Raw genomic sequence first — 19089 nt, forward strand, 5'->3', positions numbered from 1 at the left:
CACCCTGGCCCACACTGACCCGGTAGATCTATTTCTGATTTCTACGTCTATGCCTAAGCTGAACTTATGCTTGATGTTCGTCGTCTCTACCTGCTTCGCGAGCTGGACCGGCGGGGCACGATCGCGGCCGTGGCCGAGGCGCTGACCTTCACCGCATCCGCTGTCTCCCAGCAGCTGGGTGTGCTGGAACGCGAGGCAGGCGTGGCCTTGCTGGAACGAAGCGGCAGGCGTGTGGTCCTCACGCCCGCAGGCCGGTCCCTCGTCGCGCACGCCGACGCCGTGCTGCAGCGCCTCGAGTTGGCGGTGGCCGAGCTGGCCAGCGCGCGGGAGGGCATCGGCGGGCCGCTACGCGTCGGGACCTTCCCCTCTGGTGGCCACACCATCGTGCCGGCCGCGCTGGCCGAGCTGGCTCAACGGCATCCCGCGCTGGAACCGATGGTGCGAGAGATCGACTCTGCGCGCGTCTCCGACGGTCTGCGAGCCGGCGAACTCGACGTGGCTCTTGTCCATGACTACGACTTCGTGCCCTCGTCACCGGACACCACGGTGGACGAGGTCCCCCTGCTCGAAGAGCCGATGTACCTCGTCACCAACGCCGAGACCAAGACCACCAGCCCCCATGGGACGCTGGCAGAGCTTCTCGGACCGTGTGCCGACGGCCCGTGGATCACCGCGCGGGAGGGCACGACCGGCCATGCGATGGCCGTTCGCGCCTGCCAGGCGGCCGGGTTCCAGCCGAGGATTCGCCACCAGGTCAACGACTTCCGCACAGTGCTGGCCCTGGCCGCCACCGGGCAAGGAGCCGGCCTCGTACCGGAAATGGCCACTGCGCAAAGCCCCGCAGGTGTGGTGTTGACCAGATTGCCGTTGTTCCGTCGATCGAAGGTCGCGTTCCGTGCGGGCGGCGGCACTCATCCGGCGATCGCCGCGTTCGTGGCCGCGGCAACTGCGGCAGTGGGCCGTATGACTGGTTCAGGACCCGATGGGAAGCCCGCGACGCGTTACGCAGGCTCAGCCCAGCCCCTGCTGGTGCAGGACGCCGAGGCCCACCCTGCGAATTGACTCCGAAGCCGCGGATCCTCCCCTCAGAATCACTGCTGCAGAGCCTGCCTATGGCCGTCCGGCAGCCGCACGGCCATCGGATGTATCGACTTCCAGCGGCCGTCCAGCATAAGACTCCGCAAAGAGCAATCGACCCACCACCGCTGATCCCGCCGCGGCAACGAACCGAACACATCGGCAATGAACTGCTGGGGGAGTGCGAGGAGACGATCTCGGCAGGGACGGGCGGTGTGTGGGCACCGTTGTGTATGTCCCGCGTCCAACTGCCCGGTAAAAGGTCGCGCCGCGATGCAACCTGCCTCCGAGCCCGTGCGTATGAGAGGCGACACACCGCACCTCACCCCGGGGGATCACATGTCTGAGGACCGTTCGGCCGGCCGGACCGCCGGCCGTTTCGGCACTGTTGTCGTGGTACGCATGGCCCTGTCCCCGGCCAAGGCCGCGGGCGGACACAACGGCGGTGCGGACAAGGCGTCCACTGCACACCGCGTTCCGTCGGTGCCGGAGCCCGACGTCCGTGCCCGGGCACGGACGCACATGTCCGACGGGCAGACGGTCGCTGTGGGCATGCGGACATCTCCCGTCCGGTCCCCGCGGCCGACCGCGAGGCCGTGGAGAGCCGGCTGCGCGTACAGACCTCATCCACCACGAGGGGCGCGCGGAGACGGGTGAAGGACCACAACCTCCTGGACGGGCGGCGCGTCGACTTCCGCCCCGGCACCACCACCTACTCGGTAGCACGTGTGATCTCTCTTTTGCCCAAGCCCCCCACTCCTGAAGGTTTCGAGCCCAGATGACTGAAATAGCCGCCATGACACCCGACGAGAACACCTTCCTTCCGCCCGGTGGCCGGCGCCGGCACCGCAAGCCCAGAGAGAGTGGCACGGGAGCCGGCCTGCGCCGGGCCCTCGTCCTCGCCATGGCCGTGCCCGTGGCGTCCGCCGCTCTTGCGGGCCCGTCCGCCTTCGCCGCCCAAAAGGGTGTCGGCACGACGGCCAAGACCCACGACCTGGACACCAGCGACCAGCGGATGGCCAAGAACCTGAAGACCCGGATACTCGATCACCGGCTGGGCTCGAACGTGAGTGGCGTGGTCCTCGACGCGGGCTCGAACACCACCGTCTGGGGCCACAACGCCTCCACCGCGCTGATGCCGGCGTCCAACGCGAAGCTCGCCACTGCGACCGCGGCCCTGACCGTGCTCGGCCCGCGGCACCGGTTCACCACGAAGGTCGTCTACGGCCACGGCACCCTGACCCTCGTCGGAGGCGGCGACCGCACCCTGACCACCGCCGACCTCGCAGAGTTGGCGAAGACCGCGATCGCCGGACTCAAGGCGGCAGGCCGGACCACCGTGAAGGTCGCCGTCGACGACAGCCTGTTCCCGGAGCCGACCCTGGCCAAGGGCTGGAACGACGGCTACTACCCCGACACCGTCGCCCCGGTCCGCGCGCTGGTTGTCGACGGGCACGGCGTCCAGGACACCTCCATCGACGCCGGGCAGGTCTTCGCCGAGCAACTCGCCGCGGACGGCGTCACGGTCACCGGCGGCGTCACCCGCGCCACCGCACGCCCGACGGACGTTCCGGTGGCCCAGCACAAGTCAGCGCCGCTGTCGGACATCGTCCACACGATGCTCAAGCGCAGCGACAACAACATCGCCGAGACCCTGCTGCGCATGACGGCCCTGGGCGCCGGCCGCTCGGCCACCTTCGAGGCGGGCACCGCGGTCGTGCGGCAGGTGCTGAGCCGGGTGTACGGCGTTTCGCTCGACCACTTCGAGCTCTACGACGGCAGCGGCCTGTCCCGGGCCGACCGCATCCCCGCCGCCACGCTCGCACAGATCCTCGAACTGCTGACGCAGCCCCGCTACGCCTACACCCTCGGCTCCATCCTCGACGGCCTGCCCGTCTCCGGAGAGGCCGGCAGCACGCTCGGCCCGGAGTACGGCCGCTTCGACGACGCCAAGTCCAAGTGTGCGGTGGGCAAGGTGTACGCGAAGACCGGCACCCTCACCGGCGCCATCGCGCTGAGCGGTCTGACCCGGGGCAAGGACAGCAAGTGGAAGGTGTTCTCCTTCGTCGAGAACGGCGCCACGGCCGACCCGAACGCCATCAAGGACGCCATGGACGATCTCGCAGCGACCGTCAACGGATGCTATGGGTAAGGGGGTTCAGTTCTCGGTGCTGGTGGCCTCACCCCCAGGCCGGAGCCGTGCTCGGTTGTGCGGCGGGCGTGTCCGGCCGCCGTATGCCCAGGTGCCGTAGCCGACGGCGGTAGGTGTCGCAGCCGCGGTCGTGGGCTCTGACTCTGTAACGTCACGCGGATGCCAGGAGGGACTGCGGGACAGCGCTCACGTCACGGCTTGTCCGGTCCGTCGCCTTGTCTCTCACGTCGTCTGCGGGGCCGGTCGGGATGCCGCGTCGCCGGACACTACGCCCGCCCGCCCGCCCGGCTCGCGGCCGTGCCGCGCGGCGGCGCGGACGGCGTCGAGAGCGAACGTGAACGGGAACGGCGTCGGGAACACGCCGGTGGATGACCCTGCGTGAAGGATGGGTGCCCGCTTCGTAGCATGAACCGATGATCATGTCCGGCGGACAGAGTCCTCAGCAGCGGCGCGAGTGGCAGAAGGTGGTGCGCCGTCACCGCCTGTTCGCCCTCGGCCTGGTCGGGACCGGTGCGGTGGTCGTTGCGGCGTTCGTGTTCCGTGTCGGCTCCGAGGGCGCAGCCCCCACCGGCTCCGCCCAGGCCCCCCTACGGACGACCGGGATCACGGCGTCCGGTGCACCGGCGCCGCCGCGCCCTACGGCCCATGTGCGGATCGCTGCCGTGGGGGACATCGTGATGGGCTCGCTGCCGGACGACCTGCCGCCGGATGGCGGCGCCTCGTTCTTCGACCCTGTCGACGACCTGCTCGACGGCGATGTGGTGCTCGGGAACCTGGAGGGCACGCTCACCACCGGCGGCTCCAGCAAGTGCGACGACATCGACGGCCCGAACTGCTTCGCGTTCCGCGCCCCGCCGTCCTACGGCCACTGGCTCAAGAAGGCCGGGTTCACGGTCATGAATACGGCGAACAATCACGTCGACGACTTCGGGGAAGAGGGGCGGCGCGAGACGTTCGCCGCCCTGCGCTCCGTGAACCTGCCGTTCACCGGCCGCCTGGGTCAGATCACCATCCAGCGGGTACACGGCATCCGGGTCGCACTGATCGGGTTCGCTCCCGACCGAGAGGCGAACGACCTCACGGACATCCCCGCCGCACAGCGACTCACCGCCCGCGCCGCAACAATGGCGGACATCGTGATCGTCACGATGCACGCCGGCGCGGAGGGCTCGGACCGCACCCACGTAGAACCCGGCACCGAGTACTTCCTCGGCGAGAACCGCGGCGACAGCTACCGCTTCAGCCGTGCGGTGATCGACGCCGGCGCCGACCTGGTCGTGGGCAGCGGCCCGCACGTGATACGGGGTATGGAGTTCTACAAGGGCCGACTGATCGCCTACAGCCTGGGCAACTTCACCGGCTACAAGGTGCTCGGCCTCGGCGGCACACTCTCGACCAGCGGCGTGCTGCAAGTCACCCTCCGCGCCGACGGCACCTACGTGTCCGGGCGCCTGCGCCCGACCCAGATCGTGGAGCCCGGCACGCCGGAGCCGGGCGGCGAGGCAATCGACCTCGTCTCCAGCGTGTCGGAGGAGGACTTCGGCTCGCACGCCGCCCACATCTCGGCGGACGGGAGGATCCAGCGCCCGTAGTGGGGCGCCGTAGACGGCGGTTACCGCGACCAATGTGAGACACGACGAGAAGTCCCAGGTCACATCACGACACCTATGTCACAGGCGGTGAGAATCTACAGACCTTGTAGGGCCTCAGATCCCGTCGGGCTGGAAGAATGCGAGCATTTTCTGGGCGGCGTCAGGCGACGTCAGCAATTCCTGTATGTCCGCGGACATCCGGGCGGCAGCGCTGGTGCGTTCGAACATCTCGCGTTCGTATTCTTTGACGGCGGCGGAAAAGTCGTCCGGGTGCGCGGCCAGCGCGAGACCGAGCAGGGCGCCGTCGAGCAGCGCCATGTTGGCGCCCTCTCCCACCGGCGGCATCAAGTGCGCGGCATCGCCGAGCAGCGTGACGCCTGGCGTCGACGGCCAGGTCAGGCCGACCGGGAGACTGGTGATCGACCGCGGCACGACCGTGTCGTCGCAGGCGGCGATCAGCGCGGTGAACCGTGAGTCCCAGCCGGGGAGCAGATCGATCAGCCGCGCCCGGGCGGCGGCCGGGTCGTCGAACGGGATCCCGCTGGTAGTGAACCAGTCCTCGGCGGTGTTGTAGAAACTGAGGCCGATACGAACGCGGCCGTCGCCGTTGCGCTGCGCCGCAAGGGATATCCCGTTGCCGAGCACCCAGTAGTTGCCGCGCCCGACCATCGCCGCGAGGTCGGGGTGCGTGCGGTCGATGTCGGGAATGCCGATCTCGATGACGTTCTGGCCGATATGCGCCGGGCGGGCGTCGGTGAGCAACGCGCGGACCCGGGACTGCGCGCCATCCGCGCCGACCAGCAGGTCGTACGTCGCACTGTTGCCGTCGGCGAAGTGCACCCGGCCGTTGTCGGCGGAGGTGAACGCGTGCCCCCAGCGCACCACGTCTTCGGGCAGGGAATCCAGCAGCAGGTCGCGCAGATCGGCGCGGTCGACCTCGGGTCGGTCGAGTGGGGCGTCGTCGGGTGTGTCCTCCTGGAGGAGCAGGGTGCCATCCGGCTCGAGAAGGCGCATGTCCTGGCCTTCACCACGGGCAACCTCGTAGAACTGGTCGATCAGACCGGCCTCGCGCAACGCCCGCTGTCCTGAGTGGATGTCGAGCATGCCGCCCTGACCGCGTGCACCGCGTGACGATTCACGTTCATACACGACGGCGTCGATGCCCTTCACGTGCAGCACACGGGCGAGAGCCAGGCCGCCGAGGCCGGCTCCGACGATGGCGATGGTCATGGTTGGCTCCTTCGATACGCTGTACAGGTCGATACACTGTATCGGCCGAGGCGATGTATCGTTAGCGGCATGTTGGTGTGGGAGAGGCCGGAGCCACCGAATCGACCCGTGCCGGCCCCGCTGAACCGCGAGCGGATCGTGCGAGCGGCGATCCAGTTGGCCGACGCGGACGGCCTGGAGGCGGTGTCGCTACGCAAGGTCGCCACCGTGCTGGGCGTCGGGCCGATGCGGCTGTACAACTACATCGCCAGCAAGGAGGAGTTGCTCGACCTGATGGTCGACGCGGCCTATGCCGAGATCCGGCCGGTCGGAGACGACTGGCGGGAGGTGCTGCGGTCTCTTGCCGAAACCACCCGGCAGGCCGCTCACGAACACGAATGGCTCGCCGATCTGCTCGGTGGACGACCTCAGCTCGGGCCGCACGCGCTGGCCAGGGGGGAGGCCGTCGTGGCCGCGCTGGGCGGCATTGATGTGGACGCCATCATGCCCATGGTTGCCGCGGTCGAGGCGTACGTGATCGGAGCGGTGCGTCGGGAGATCGCCGAGCGGCGTGCCGAGCGGGCCACCGGGATGGACGAGAAGCGCTGGCAGGCCTCACTCGGACCCTATCTGGAGCGGACCTTCGCCACCGGCCGATTCCCCGCGCTGGCCACGGTGGTGCGCGATGCCGCCCACCTGGACGCCGACCACACCTTCCGGATCGGCCTCGACTTCCTGCTCGACGGCATGGAAGCCCGCATCTCAAGGTGACGCGCTCTACGAGCGCCACCGGCTGTGGTCCGCGGACGGCATCTGGGACGACTGTTGAAGCAAGCCCAAGCCGCGACTGGTGCGGCTGGTGCACGAGAGGGCGGAAAACCAGGCCGAGTCTCCCTGGCTGTAGCGGGCGGCAGCGGCTCAAGAACCCGGGCGGTGGCGACCAGTTACGACAAGCCCGGTCACGTCTGCCTCGGCACGGTCACCGCAGCTGCCCTCGTCGTCTGGCTCCGCACAGGATGCGGCGGGACGGGCCGGGACCACATCGTCAGCGACCCGAAGGGCTCCCTGGACGTCCAGCAAGCCAGCCAGCCACACGCTGCCCCAACTCACGATCGGCATAGGGGCTGTCGTGGCGGGCCATCCACTCAAGGTGTCGCAGGATGTTCTCCGAGCGGTCCGGGTGGTACACCGCGAGCACGTCGATGCCGCGCTCACCCGTCGAGGCACGGACGTACACGCTGCCGTCCAGGGCCATCACGGCGAAGCCGGGGTGGCCCGAGTGGATGCCGAGGAACGCCGATGCCGCACCGCGGCCCATGATGTCCCAGTGGTCCAGGAGTCGGACCCGAGTCCAGAGCGCCGGTGCACGGTGACCGTGGAGGCGCTGCACGACAGCCCGATGGGAGCGGGTGCCCTGCGGAAGCTGCACGAGGAACTCGCGTCGATTGTCGAAGAGGCCGGACGAGACCGCGAGGTCGTACCAGTCCGCATTGAGCCTCTCGACCAGTCGCGGGGTGTCGTACGGGTGGGAGAAGCCGTCGGCCACGTCTTCGGGACGGTATCCGTGGACGAAGGGCATCGTGCCCTCTGGTGCGGCGTTCGGTATGACCTCGAGGCCGGCCCGCCGCAGCGGCCGGTACACCTTTCGGTGACGTTCCCGGATACCCATCGGCCCATGTTTTATCAGGGATCAAAACCTAGCCATCCATTTTCCACCACCACGTGACCGGCCGGGCAGCTCCTAACCGCTCGGGCCCCCGCCCCGGCCGACCGACTTCGCCACGGCGGCTCTCAGCCCGCCGCGCAGGCGGCGTCGTCGGCAGCGGGCGCAAGCGTTCCGCTGGGCGGGTCGGTGGTGCGGAGCAGGAGCAGGGCGATGTCGTCGGTGTGCCGGCCCTGGGGCCAGCTGTGATGGACGAGGTCGCTCGACCTGCGCCAAGAGCACGGAGCCTGCGGTCACCAGGGTGCTGCGGGCAGTCTCGGCCTGGCTCCAGCGTCGCCGGGCGCGCCAGGCCGCCTGCCGCTGCCCAGCGTGGCAGTACCGGCGGCCGGCACCGGCTGAGTCCGGCAGCCCGGCCCCGCACCACGCACAGCGCGTATCACCCGTACCAGGATGTTGCGTCCGCAGGCAGGCTACGTCTCGCTGCCACCCGCCACCGCCTGTGCGAGTCCAGGGGCCGCCTTCGGTACCGACCGTCGGTCGGTCGTCACGGGAGGGCGAGAACGTCGTCGATCGCGGATCGGATCTCCTCGTCCTGCACGAAGCCCCGGTAGTCCCGGTACGCCGACAGCCGCCGGTCGGATCCCCGCACCCTACGCAGGGTTGTCCGCGCCGCCGGAGAGACCGTGCCGATCCTGGCGAGGGTGCGCAGCGCGTCGAGGAAGAGGCCGTAGTCGTCGCCGCCACCGGCGATGGGCAGGAGGTACTCCTCCAGGACGGATCCAGTCGGCTCCGGCTCGCCTGTGATCGACCACAGCGCGACCGCCGCGCGCAGCCGCTGCCAGCCATCACCCTGCTCCATGGAATGCCGCACCCGGTCGGCGTAGCCTGCGGCAGCCGGTCCGAAATCGCCGAGGAGGCCGACGGGGCCGTAAAGCGGTTCCTCCTCGGTCAGCACCGCCTCACCGATGAGCTGCAGCGCCACGTCGCGGTCGCCGCCCAGGCGCCAGGCTGCCCACGCCACCTTGTGATGGTTGCCGGGGAAGTCGAGGACCGTGCAGCGGCGCACGGCGGGCTCGGCTGACTTTGCAGCCGGTCCCATCGCCACCAGGGCATCGACTGCGTGCAGCGAGTACCGGGTGTCATCCAGCAGGGCCACCACTTCCGGCAGCGCGGGCGCCGCCGCAGGCCCCCACGCTTTGAGGACTTCCAGGAAACAGCAGGTAAGCGCGCCGCCCACGCCGTCGTCCCGGAGCAGCTTCCGCACCGCGGGCAGCAGGCGGACGCTGTCCTTTGGGGGCGGGCGATGGACGGACGGCTGAATGGCAACACACGGCTCGTCCATCACCACCCGGACAGTCCATCAGCAAATACCAACGATGTGGCGGCGCCGTGGCTACGGTCGACATCACTCCCGACCACAGATGGAGGACGTACATGCTCAGGCGCATCGCCATCATCTTCACTGGGCTGGTCACGACCGGGGTCCTCGCAGGAGACGTTGCCGCCGCAGCCCCTGCAGCACACACTTCTGTCGCGACGATGGCGGCAGCTCCGGCCGACAGCGATCCCTGTGTTCCGGGGTACATCCTCAACCTCCCCCTCTGCCTGACAGACGGTGTCAGCTGATTCGGAGGCTCTCCAGCCAGTCGTGCACCGTTCCCTACCGCATCCCGTCCAGGATCGAGGGCGGCCGGCCCCCGCGGCCTCTCTTCGTCTGCGCCTTCGTCTCCAACGGCGCGCCCTCCGGTCTAGCGCACTTCTGCCTGATCAAATAGAGCATGGCATCGTCCTGGACTGGTGAGCGGGTACGTCTACGCGCTATCGAGCCCGACGACTGGACGGCGTTCAAGTGCTTCGCCGACGATGACGGGCGGCGAGGGGGTCGGCTGGATCTACCGCGGTCCGCCGAGAGTTGCCGTGCCTGGGCAAAGGAGCAAGCCGTCGCCAAGTGTGATGACGACCGTTTCCGGTTGGCAGTGGAATCAACGGCCACGGGGGAGTTGGTCGGCACAGTCGGCTCACATCACACCGGCCCGCGTTCAGGCTGGTTCGAGTTCGACATCGCGATCGCGGCGGACCACCGGCGCAGGGGCTACGCGACGGAAGCCCTGGAACTGCTGCTGCGCTTCATGTTCGCCGAGCGGCGCTATCACAAATGCCTAGCGACGATCTTCGCTCACAATGAGGCATCGCTGGCACTCACTCGTCGGTTCGGCTTCATCGAGGAAGGGCGCCTGCGGGAACATGTCTTCTTCGCCAACCGGTACCACGACCTCGTCATGATGGGCATGCTCGCCGACGAGTTCGACCAGCGGCATGCGGTGAGCGAACGATGAGCTGGTCTTCCCCTCGCGTGCGGAACCGCAGTCTTACTTGATCAGCGTCCGCTGTTTGCGGGTGAAGGCGGCCTGGAACCACAGCAGGGCTGCCCTCAGCCGCGCAGAGTGGCGCGCAGGCGCAATCCTGCAGTGGCGAGGCCTTCGAAGGTGGCGACCTGGTAACTGGGTTCCGGTCCGGGCGGTTCGCTCAAGTGGTAGCAGCGGGCGGTATGCGCGGTGAGGAGCGTCAGCATCGCCATGGCCAAAGCGGCTCCCTCACAGCCATGCGGGCCGGTACCGAAGGACAGGAAGACCCCGGGTTCCTCCGGCGAGCCCGAATCATCGAGCCAGCGCTCGGGCTGGAACTGGTCTGGTTCGGCGTGTTCCCGCGCGTCGCGGTGGGCGGTGTAGGGGCAGACGAGAACGGTGGAGCCGGCGTCGAGGGTGTAGCCGGCGAGCTGCGTCTGTCGCGGGACGCGCCGGGTCAGGAGCCAGCTTGGGGGGTACAGCCGGAGCACCTCGCGCACCAGTGCCTGGGTGTACTGCAGGCTGCCGAGGTGGCCGCTGGTCGTGGCGGCCGGGTCCGCGGGCAGCACGGCGGTTTCGGCCGCGACGCGGTCCGCTGCCCGGGGGTGCCGGGCCAGGTGGAGCAGGATCCATCCGGCTGCCCGGGAAGGTGTCTCGAAGGTGGCCACGGTGATTCCGGGGAGAGTGTCGAGGACGGCCTCTTCCGGCAGCAGGCCGTAGCGGGAGGAGGGCCGGAGCATCTGTCCCAGCATGTCGTCACCGAGCCGGCCCGATGAACGGCGCCGGCGGACGATGGGCCGCAGAGCGTTGGTGAAGGCTACTTGCTGCCGTGTGCGGAACCGTCGTGCCGGTGTGGGGACCCAGCGCGGCCATACCCAGTGCGAGGGGCGCACGAGGACCTCCCGGGCCAGGAAGAGCTGTGAGGCAAAGGGCAGCAGGGCGGGGGTGTCCTCGGAGAAGAGGTAGCTCACGCCGATCTCCGCCAGGGCGTGCCGGACCAGAGGCAGAACCTCGACGTCCTGGTCCAGGGGCCATTGGTCGGCGAATCGGACGGCTTGGGGCGCGATCTCACCTATTCGGGCTGCGACCGCCTGCGTGCGCAGTCCGCGCATGCGGGCGGCGTGAGCGCGCATGCGCTCCTCAGGGGTCGGTTCTCGGCTCGACCGCTTCAACGGCGGGAAGAGAGGAGACGGTGCCTTGGGGAAGTCCTGAGCGCGGCGCAGGACCGCTTCACACGGCCCGGCCGCAGCGGCTACGTAAACCCCCGGCTCCAGCTGCCAGACATCTCCGCACTCCGCAGTGCCACGGCGCGCCAGTGCCAGCCGGTCGCGGCTCCAAGCGGCGAAGCTGCCTCCGGGCAACCGCGGCGGCTCGTTTGTTCGGCCCATGAGATCGTCCCTGGCTCTCGTACCTGTCCAGGCCGATGTCGTCGGCGGCGTGGCTGGGCGCTGGTGGGCACCCGGGGGCGCCCGCCAGCAGTGCGGACAGACTCAGTCGTCGCCGGCGTACGCGTCCCATTCGTGGGCGCCGTACGCACCGTAGTGGCGGGTGAAGAAGAGCCTGCCGAGTATCCTGGCGATCATGGTGCCCTCCTCTCGCCTGTCTTCAGCACCGAATGCCACAGGGGCCATATTGCCACATATGCCCGATATGTGATATTTGGCCTGCGCTGCCAGGCGCCGGGCGGCCCCGAACCCCCTCACAGGATTCCCCGAGAGCACAGCGAGGCCGGGCCCCAGCCCGCGTCACTGCTGCGGGCGCCATTCGAAGAGCAGGATGGTCAGATCGTCCCGCAGTTGGTTGCGCTGGTAGTCGAGGATGGCGTGGATGAGCAGCCGCAGTGTCTCGGCTGGGCGCTGCCCGGCTGCGGAGGAGCGGATGACGAAGTCGGTGAACCGGTTGAGGCCGAACTCCGCACCGTCGGCGTCGCGAGCCTCCACGACACCGTCGGTGTAGAGCAGGACGGAGTCGCCCGGTTCGAGTGTTGTCTCGTGGACATGCCGGGATGGCGGAGCGAGCGGGCCGGCCAGGCCGAGAGGCGGCTGCGGGGGGCTGTCCAGCGCCCCGACGAGTACCCGCTCGGCACGGATCAGCAGCGGCGGAGGGTGACCGCAATTGACCCAGCGCAGCACCCCGGTCTCGGCGTCGAGCCGGCACAGCGCGCCGGTGCAGAAATGGTCGGGCAGCCACCGGGCGAGCGCCTGGTCGACGGCGCCGACGACGTCGGCCGGACCCCCACCGCCGCGGCGGGCGTTGCGCGCCGCCGCCATGGCGACCGACGTGGTCAGACCGGCGGTCAGATCGTGCCCCATGGCGTCGAGGATCATGGTGTGCAGCACGTTCTTGACCACCGAGTGGTCGAAGGCGTCGCCGGCGATGTCGTAGGCCGGTTCCAGGACCGCGGTCGAGACGCACCGTCTGCTGCCGATGGTGCGGGGTGGCAGGAAGGCCCGCACCATCTCGGCGGGCAACCCCATGATCGCGGTGCGGGTGCGGGCGGCGAGCCAGTCGCTGTAGGAGCGCTTGGAGGTGATCAGCATGGCGAACAGATGGGCCAACATCAGGCTTCGGCGCATCCGCACCTCGTCGAGCGAGGCGGTCCGTACCACCAGCACGCCCAGCCGCTCCGCACCGTCGACCAGAGGAACCCAGACGGTCGAGCGGTCGCCGGCGTCGGCCACTCGGGGCGAGAGTGTGCGGTACGCCCAGCCGGCCGACGAGCCCTCCACGGGCAGCGGCTCCAAGGCCTCGTCCAGAGGGACGAGCAGCCGTTGTTGCAGGTCGACGAGGTAGATCAGCGCGGTGTCCAGGCCGAGGGCCGAGGCGCACCGGTTCGCCAGGGCGGACAGTTCGACCGGAAGGGCCGTCTGCGCCTCGATGATCAGCTCGACCAGCTGACTCTCGTCGACGGCGGTGTCGCTACCGGCGGACGCGTGCGGTGGGTCCGGCACGGGGATCACCCCTTCCGTGCCCAGTCTCACACCGATCCCGGCCTCTCTCACGTCCGGTTTGACCGCGCGGGGCGCGCGGCGGCGCGGGCGAGAGCCGCGGCCAGGGCGGTCGGTCGTGCTCGACCGGGCACACTTCGTGTCCAGCCATGTGATCAGCCGGCCCGTTGTCAAGAAGCCGCGTTGCCGGCAACGTGTGTCCGACCTTCCGCGAGTGCCAGCCTGGGCTCTCTCCGTTGCCCTTGCCTCTGAGGTGCGCATCCGAGAAGGTGCGCGGTCCACCGGCTGACACACCCCGCCGCTTGGCTCAGTTGTCTGGCCGGTGTCGATCGTCGAAGCCCTCGCCCTCGCGCCACGCTTTCGGAGCTGTCGCCCTCGCGCCACGCTGTGGAACCGGACACCGCGAGACCGCTCACCCAGGCTCATCCACGAGGGCCAAAAAAATCTCAGACGGCGATGTCGAGAATCCGAGACCGGCTCCGTCCCCGAGGTGAACGCGACCACAATGGGTCGCACCCGTACCAAGGAGACACACGATGGCCAAGTACCTGCTGCTCAAGCACTACCGCGGCGCCCCGGCCGCGGTCAACGACGTGCCGATGGACCAGTGGACGCCGCAGGAGATCTCGGCGCACGTGCAGTACATGAACGACTTCGCGGCCCGGCTCGAGAAGACCGGCGAGTTCGTCGACGGCCAGGCACTCGCCCCCGAGGGGACGTGGGTCCGGTACGACGGTGAGGGGCGCCCGCCGGTCACCGACGGCCCGTTCGCCGAGACCAAGGACCTCATCGCCGGCTGGATGGTGATCGACGTCGACAGCTACGAGCGCGCCGTCGAGCTGGCCGGGGAACTGTCGGCCGCCCCGGGGGCGGGCGGGAAGCCGATCCACGAGTGGCTCGAGGTGCGTCCCTTCCTCGCCGCGCCGCCCACCATCACGGAATGACCTCATCAATGGACGAGTCCCTGCTCCGCAGCCTCACGCCGAGCGTGCTCGCCATCCTCGTCCGCCGCGGAGCCGACTTCGCGGCGGCCGAGGACGCCGTGCAGGACGCCCTGATCGAGGCGCTCCGCGTCTGGCCCGCCGACCCGCCGCGGGACGCGAAAGGCTGGCTGGTCACCGTGGCCTGGCGCAAGTTCCTCGACGCGACGCGGGCGGACGCGGCCCGCCGCCGGCGTGAGGACCTCGTCGACGAGGAGCCTGCGCCCGGGCCCGCGCCCGCCGCGGACGACACCCTCCAGCTCTACTTCCTGTGCGCCCACCCGTCGCTGACGCCGTCGTCCGCCATCGCGCTCACGCTGCGCGCGGTCGGCGGACTGACCACCCGCCAGATCGCCCAGGCCTACCTGGTGCCCGAGACGACCATGGCGCAGCGCATCAGCCGGGCCAAGCGCACGGTGGCCGGTGTGCGGTTCGACCAGCCAGGCGACGTCGCCACCGTGCTGCGCGTCCTCTACCTGGTCTTCAACGAGGGCTACTCCGGTGACCTCGACCTCGCCGCCGAAGCCATCCGGCTCACCCGGCAGCTCGCGGCCCGGGTCGACCACCCCGAGGCGGCGGGACTGCTCGCCCTCATGCTGCTCCACCACGCCCGGCGCGCCGCCCGGACCACGCCCGACGGCAGCCTGGTACCGCTCGCCGAGCAGGACCGCGGCCGCTGGGACACCGCCTCGATCGCCGAGGGCATCGCGATCCTCCAAACGGCCCTCGCCCGCGACCGGCTGGGCGAGTTCCAGGCCCAGGCCGCCATCGCAGCCCTCCACGCCGACGCGACCACCGCCGAGGAGACCGACTGGGTACAGATCGTCGAGTGGTACGACGAGCTCATGCGCCTGACCGACAACCCCATCGTCCGGCTCAACCGCGCGGTCGCCGTCGGTGAGGCCGACGGACCGCGCGCCGGCCTGACGGCACTCGCGGCACTGGACACCTCACTGCCCCGCCACACCGCGGTGGCGGCATACCTCCACGAGCGCGACGGGGACCTGGCCACGGCGGCACGCCTGTACGCCGAGGCAGCCCACAAGGCACCCAACCTCCCCGAACGCGACCACCTGACACGCCAGGCCGCCCGACTCAACGCCCACCGAAGCCACTGACGGACCGCGCCCGGATCCTCCCGTGGCACTGGGCGCGCCCCCGGTCGGTGGCTGGCACACCGTGACCGTCATGGGGCAACCCCTGCGCAGGCCCGCTTCGGGCAGCGCCGCAGGAAGATGAAGTCTCTCGGACTTCCGGCGCTCGCGCCGGGCGGCGCCTCGCACCCGGCCACCCCATGCGCGTTTCGCGGACCGAACCGATGTGCCGAAGGGCCGTACCTCCGCAGCCAGTTCGTGGAGGAACGGCCGTTCGCTGTGAGCCGGCCACGGCCGCCCCGGTCGGTCGGATACGCTTCGCGTCCGAACGACAGGGGGAAACGCATGTTCGACAGGCGACTGAGAACGACGCTCGGTTTGGCGGCGGTCCTGCTGGCCACGCTCACCGCCTGTGACCTCGACGGCCCCGATCCCGTCTACGGCCTCAAGGACGACCTTCGGCACATTCCCCGCACGACCACCCCGGCCACCCGCCCGCACATGGTCAAGCAGTGCACGCCGAACACCGTCCGGGTCGGCCACTCCTCCACCACCGGCTCCGGCAGCCACCGCCGGACCCGCACCTGGTACACCACCGAGCGCCGGCAGGACTGCCGTAGGGTGCAGCACGGCACCGAGACCTACCGCAAGGAGATCCGCCCGGAACGCTGGTGTGTCCGCCTCGACGACGTCAACGGCGACCAGGACCGGGACAACGTCTGGTACCGCGTCGACCGCCGCGACTACAACCGGGTCCAGTTCGCCCGCTACCACACCCGTGTGAAGTTCGTCCCGGCGTCACAGATCACCTTCTGCTGACGGCACGGCGGAACTCATGCGCCCTGGCTCGCAGGACGCGTAACCGCGAGTCTGCTCGGGCTCGGGGCCGGCGAGCGGAGGGAGCCCATCCGCACCGCCCTCGGCGCGCGCCGTGTTCAACGGGCATGTCACCGGCCCGTTTGACGACCGGCCAGCGTCGGTCCGGACCGGGAGGCACCGGTCCAGGCCGTCGGTATCAGCGCAATACCGCCCCGACGAAGGGCTCGACCGTGCCCGGGGCGGCGTGACCTGCAAGATCCATCTCGTCGGGGAGGGCTGCCGCCGGTCGCTGGCCCCGCTGGTCAACCCCGGCCAGTGGGGCGGCGGCAGCCCGCAGCTGATTCCCGTCCTCGGGCCGCACCCTGGCCAAGCGCCCCGGCGCAGGGCACCCGCGCACGCGCCCCGACCACCTGGGTGGCGACAAGACTCACAACTCTCGCCGCAATCGCCGCTACCCGCACGGACGCCAGATCAGGCACACCATCCCCGACCCGAGGGACCAGCGGTCCAACCGCCGACGCCGCGGTGGCCAAGGAGGCCGACCCGCCGGCTTCGACGAGGAGATGTACAAGCGCCGCAACGAAGCCGAGCGGACGATCAACCGGCTCAAGCACTTCCGAGCCAGGTTCTCGGCAGCCTCCCGCATCAGCGCCGGCTCGTCCGGCCGCTGCAAGAGCACCAACCGGTACGCCAGGTTGCGGACCCAGACAGGCAGACGGCCGTCGACCCCGTGCGGGCAGAGCTCATGCGGCATGGCGAGGATCGAGTCCGCGTCGGCGAAGGTCAGCTCCTCGACGAAGTAGTGCTCCTGATGCTCGAGACCGCACTCCGGCGTGGGTGTTTCGAGGAGCGGTTTGCTGGTTCCGAGCGGATATGCGCGGTGGTCCGTCGCCCGCGTCACCTGAGGATGCTCAGCACGGTAGCCGCGACTGCGCTGCACACTGTCATCGTGGTGGCGAACGCCTTGGCTCCGCGTGTGACGCAGTCGGGTAGCGGGCTCTGGCCCCACCGGGCGACAGCGAAGGCTGCTGCGGCAATGAGTCCGGAGAGCACGACCGCCAGTACCAGAGCGATCAGGAGCATCGCCGTATGCGTGGCATCCACTTGATGGTTCGCCTTCCAAGTTCCGTTCATGTGGTGGTGCGTCGTCAAAAGCACGATCCACCTGCGGAGGGTGCCCGTGGTCCAGTTGGATGTTGTTCCGGTGACAACGTGGGGTTGTTCGGAAGAACGACTGGTCTGGGGGACATGCACGGTGGGGGGAAAGCGGCCTGGACGGCCTTGGGGTCCGGCGCGGGGCTCCTGCACAGAGGTCAACGCCTTGGTCAGCATGGTGAGATCCTGGCTGGACGAGGCAGGACTGACGGTGGCGCAGCTGCGAGCGCGCCTCACGTCGGAGCACTTCGTCAGTGGCACGGTTCCTGAGCTGCGTAAGTTACGGGACCTCCTGGCCGGCGCAGACCTGACCTGGGATCTCGTCGAGGCGGTGGCAGACGTCTGCTTCCCGAACGAGCCCAGGGCCGCGTCAGACGCACGCCTGGAACCGGCGAAGCGACTTTGGCATGAAGCCAAGACCTGCCCCACAGTGATCGGTGCGGATGGCGAGCCCGCCGTCTCCGCGCGGGAGCTGCTCGAGGCACAGGAACGCACGATTGCCGCCTATGAGGAGCTGAACCGTGCCCGACAAGCCTTCGAGGTCAGCGAGCAAGCGCGACGGCAGGCCCTTCAGGTCGCCACGGTCCTCTTCGTACTGCTCGGCCAGGCCCAGGCGCAGGTCGCAGAGCTGACGCGACGTCTGGACGCGCTTCACGCTGCTGCTGACCCTGCGCGGGAACATGTGGAGACCGCTAACCGGCGCCTCGACCGAGCGCAAGGGCAGGAGAGTGACCTGCGCGTCCAGTTGGCGCGCGCGGAAGCGGAGCGGGAGAAGGCCCAACAGGTCGCGGACCACGCCGCCCGCCGAATCCAGGTCCTGGAGGACGAACTCAAGGGTCTTCGAGGGGCCTCAGGACCCTCTGTGACCTCGTCCCCCGCGGTTGAACTACTGGAACCGACAGGGTGCTCTCAGGAGGCAGACGCTGCCCTCGACGAGGTCGATGCCGCACTGCGAAAAGCAAGGGAAGTCCTGGACCGAGAACACGAAGCAGTTCAAGTAGCGGCGGACGGCCTCCTGGGTTGGCGCCCGGCAGAGCCCCCAGCGTCGGCTGACGGCGCTCCCATCACCGTCCTGCGGGGCGAGACCGTTCCCAGCGGGGACCCGCACCGCTCCGCGGACGGTGAGAAGTTGTTCGGGACAATGTCGGACAACGCTGTGACTGGCAGACGGTCGTCCCACGCCGAGGTCGCCCTGAAGTCCACCAGCATCGATGCTGTGCGTTTCGTGGCGGGCGCGACGCGCAGAATCGCGCGCGGTACTGATCTGGACGAGATCGTGATGGGGCTGTGCCGGGCCACGGTGCCGACGTTCTCGGACGCGATCCTGGTCTACCTGCGTGATCCGCTGCCGGTCGGTGACGAGCGCCCTACTGGCCCGACGGTTCTGCGTGCAGTGCGCTTCGACGGCGTACGGTTCGATCCGGTTGACGACGCTCAGCCCTTTGGCTGGCCGGAGCAGCGTGTGCAGTTGCCGGCGTCGGCTGAAGTGTGTGTGGTGTCGCCTGGTTCCGGGCTGGCTGAGGCTCTCCTTGGAGTGCGACCTCGACTAGGTGACAACGCCGTTGGCCGGAGCGCTCTGAACGACTTGCTCGGCACCGACGTGGCCACCGGTCTCGGGCGTAGGGCGATCGTCGCCCCCATGCGCGGTCGGCGACGCGTCGTCGGAGCAATCGTGCTCATCCGACGGCCCGAGCGCAGTGCGTTTGGAACAGATGACCTGCTGGTGGCCGCTCAGTTGGCCACGCACAGCGCCCTCGGCATCGACAAGGCGGTGCTGTACGGCCGTGAGGCCTACATCGCCGACGAGCTGCAGCGCACCATGCTGCCCGAGACCCTGCTCCGCCCGACCGGCCTGCGGCTTGCTTCCCGTTATCTGCCTGCGGCGGAGACCGCGCGGGTGGGCGGCGACTGGTACGACGCGATCCCGCTGCCGGGCAGCCGGGTCGCGCTGGTGGTCGGTGATGTCATGGGGCACTCGATGACCTCGGCGGCGATCATGGGGCAGCTGCGCACGACCGCGCAGACCCTGGCGGGGCTCGATCTGCCGCCGCAGGA

15 protein-coding genes and 3 pseudogenes are annotated in these 19089 nt (G+C 69.5%); 10 read left to right on the top strand and 8 right to left on the bottom strand.

The features are described 5' to 3' along the window. Window positions 1–66 precede the first annotated feature (66 nt). Complete coding sequence (locus ACWC94_RS16580; protein WP_450797257.1) at window positions 67–1062, top strand: LysR family transcriptional regulator; 996 nt, start codon at window positions 67–69, stop codon at window positions 1060–1062. A 32-nt stretch (window positions 1063–1094) separates the two neighbouring features. Here the strand turns inward: ACWC94_RS16580 and ACWC94_RS16585 are convergent. Continuing rightward, window positions 1095–1244 (bottom strand): annotated as a pseudogene (locus ACWC94_RS16585) (transposase); the annotation flags it as partial. Between the two features lie 611 nt (window positions 1245–1855). Here ACWC94_RS16585 and dacB point away from each other — a divergent pair. Together dacB and ACWC94_RS16595 are read left to right on the top strand one after the other, a co-directional pair. Further along, window positions 1856–3229 (top strand): D-alanyl-D-alanine carboxypeptidase/D-alanyl-D-alanine endopeptidase, encoded by a 1374-nt coding sequence (gene dacB, locus ACWC94_RS16590; protein WP_450797258.1) that lies wholly within the window; start codon window positions 1856–1858, stop codon window positions 3227–3229. A 413-nt stretch (window positions 3230–3642) separates the two neighbouring features. Further along, a complete protein-coding gene (locus tag ACWC94_RS16595; RefSeq protein WP_450797259.1) occupies window positions 3643–4821 on the top strand; it encodes a CapA family protein in 1179 nt (392 codons plus the stop codon). Window positions 4822–4935: 114 nt separating this feature from the next. Here ACWC94_RS16595 and ACWC94_RS16600 read toward each other — a convergent pair whose 3' ends face one another. Continuing rightward, the gene (locus ACWC94_RS16600) at window positions 4936–6051 is read right to left on the bottom strand and encodes an FAD-dependent oxidoreductase (RefSeq protein WP_450797260.1); all 1116 of its coding nucleotides are present in this window, start codon (window positions 6049–6051) and stop codon (window positions 4936–4938) included. Window positions 6052–6120: 69 nt separating this feature from the next. On the opposite strand from ACWC94_RS16600, the gene ACWC94_RS16605 reads away from it, so the two are divergent. Beyond that, window positions 6121–6801: a TetR/AcrR family transcriptional regulator gene (locus ACWC94_RS16605; protein WP_450797261.1), complete on the top strand. Its 681-nt coding sequence runs from the start codon at window positions 6121–6123 to the stop codon at window positions 6799–6801. A gap of 274 nt (window positions 6802–7075) precedes the next feature. Here the strand turns inward: ACWC94_RS16605 and ACWC94_RS16610 are convergent, their stop codons facing one another. Beyond that, on the bottom strand, window positions 7076–7576 hold the full coding sequence (locus tag ACWC94_RS16610; protein WP_450797262.1) for a hypothetical protein: 501 nt from the start codon (window positions 7574–7576) through the stop codon (window positions 7076–7078). Between the two features lie 661 nt (window positions 7577–8237). After that, window positions 8238–9041, bottom strand: coding sequence for a hypothetical protein (locus ACWC94_RS16615; RefSeq protein WP_450797263.1), 804 nt, complete (start codon window positions 9039–9041; stop codon window positions 8238–8240). A gap of 430 nt (window positions 9042–9471) precedes the next feature. Here ACWC94_RS16615 and ACWC94_RS16620 point away from each other — a divergent pair, with 430 nt between their 5' ends. Next, window positions 9472–10029: a GNAT family N-acetyltransferase gene (locus tag ACWC94_RS16620; protein WP_450797264.1), complete on the top strand. Its 558-nt coding sequence runs from the start codon at window positions 9472–9474 to the stop codon at window positions 10027–10029. 95 nt (window positions 10030–10124) lie between these two features. Here ACWC94_RS16620 and ACWC94_RS16625 read toward each other — a convergent pair whose 3' ends face one another. Together ACWC94_RS16625 and ACWC94_RS16630 are read right to left on the bottom strand one after the other, a co-directional pair. Then, window positions 10125–11171, bottom strand: a complete 1047-nt coding sequence (locus ACWC94_RS16625) for a cytochrome P450 (protein WP_450797265.1) — start codon at window positions 11169–11171, stop codon at window positions 10125–10127. A gap of 612 nt (window positions 11172–11783) precedes the next feature. Then, the gene (locus ACWC94_RS16630) at window positions 11784–12989 is read right to left on the bottom strand and encodes a PP2C family protein-serine/threonine phosphatase (RefSeq protein WP_450797267.1); all 1206 of its coding nucleotides are present in this window, start codon (window positions 12987–12989) and stop codon (window positions 11784–11786) included. Between the two features lie 533 nt (window positions 12990–13522). On the opposite strand from ACWC94_RS16630, the gene ACWC94_RS16635 reads away from it, so the two are divergent. From ACWC94_RS16635 to ACWC94_RS16650, 4 genes and pseudogenes are all read left to right on the top strand, one after another. Beyond that, on the top strand, window positions 13523–13930 hold the full coding sequence (locus ACWC94_RS16635; protein WP_450797269.1) for a YciI family protein: 408 nt from the start codon (window positions 13523–13525) through the stop codon (window positions 13928–13930). 8 nt (window positions 13931–13938) lie between these two features. After that, a complete protein-coding gene (locus ACWC94_RS16640) occupies window positions 13939–15084 on the top strand; it encodes an RNA polymerase sigma factor (RefSeq protein WP_450797276.1) in 1146 nt (381 codons plus the stop codon). A 321-nt stretch (window positions 15085–15405) separates the two neighbouring features. Next, the gene (locus ACWC94_RS16645) at window positions 15406–15879 is read left to right on the top strand and encodes a hypothetical protein (protein WP_450797270.1); all 474 of its coding nucleotides are present in this window, start codon (window positions 15406–15408) and stop codon (window positions 15877–15879) included. Between the two features lie 124 nt (window positions 15880–16003). Beyond that, window positions 16004–16502, top strand: a pseudogene (locus ACWC94_RS16650) (IS5/IS1182 family transposase); the annotation flags it as partial. Here the strand turns inward: ACWC94_RS16650 and ACWC94_RS16655 are convergent. Together ACWC94_RS16655 and ACWC94_RS16660 are read right to left on the bottom strand one after the other, a co-directional pair. Next, a pseudogene (locus tag ACWC94_RS16655) lies at window positions 16502–16717 on the bottom strand (hypothetical protein); the annotation flags it as partial. The pseudogenes ACWC94_RS16650 and ACWC94_RS16655 overlap by 1 nt on opposite strands. 59 nt (window positions 16718–16776) lie before the next feature. Next, window positions 16777–17211 (bottom strand): hypothetical protein, encoded by a 435-nt coding sequence (locus ACWC94_RS16660; RefSeq protein ID WP_450797271.1) that lies wholly within the window; start codon window positions 17209–17211, stop codon window positions 16777–16779. A 793-nt stretch (window positions 17212–18004) separates the two neighbouring features. Here ACWC94_RS16660 and ACWC94_RS16665 point away from each other — a divergent pair. Then, on the top strand, window positions 18005–19089 hold a 1085-nt coding region (locus ACWC94_RS16665; protein ID WP_450797277.1), incomplete at its 3' end, for a PP2C family protein-serine/threonine phosphatase.

The sequence above is a fragment of the Streptomyces sp. NPDC001135 genome, assembly GCF_053598395.1.

Coding starts and splice junctions, on each gene's coding strand:
- ACWC94_RS16645 (WP_450797270.1), top strand. CDS start 15,406: ATGTTCGACAGGCGACTGAGAACGACGCTCGGTTTGGCGGCGGTCCTG.
- ACWC94_RS16600 (WP_450797260.1), bottom strand. CDS start 6,051: ATGACCATCGCCATCGTCGGAGCCGGCCTCGGCGGCCTGGCTCTCGCC.
- ACWC94_RS16605 (WP_450797261.1), top strand. CDS start 6,121: ATGTTGGTGTGGGAGAGGCCGGAGCCACCGAATCGACCCGTGCCGGCC.
- ACWC94_RS16620 (WP_450797264.1), top strand. CDS start 9,472: ATGGCATCGTCCTGGACTGGTGAGCGGGTACGTCTACGCGCTATCGAG.
- ACWC94_RS16625 (WP_450797265.1), bottom strand. CDS start 11,171: ATGCGCGCTCACGCCGCCCGCATGCGCGGACTGCGCACGCAGGCGGTC.
- ACWC94_RS16635 (WP_450797269.1), top strand. CDS start 13,523: ATGGCCAAGTACCTGCTGCTCAAGCACTACCGCGGCGCCCCGGCCGCG.
- ACWC94_RS16660 (WP_450797271.1), bottom strand. CDS start 17,211: ATGCTGACCAAGGCGTTGACCTCTGTGCAGGAGCCCCGCGCCGGACCC.
- ACWC94_RS16580 (WP_450797257.1), top strand. CDS start 67: ATGCTTGATGTTCGTCGTCTCTACCTGCTTCGCGAGCTGGACCGGCGG.
- ACWC94_RS16595 (WP_450797259.1), top strand. CDS start 3,643: ATGATCATGTCCGGCGGACAGAGTCCTCAGCAGCGGCGCGAGTGGCAG.
- ACWC94_RS16640 (WP_450797276.1), top strand. CDS start 13,939: ATGGACGAGTCCCTGCTCCGCAGCCTCACGCCGAGCGTGCTCGCCATC.
- dacB (WP_450797258.1), top strand. CDS start 1,856: ATGACTGAAATAGCCGCCATGACACCCGACGAGAACACCTTCCTTCCG.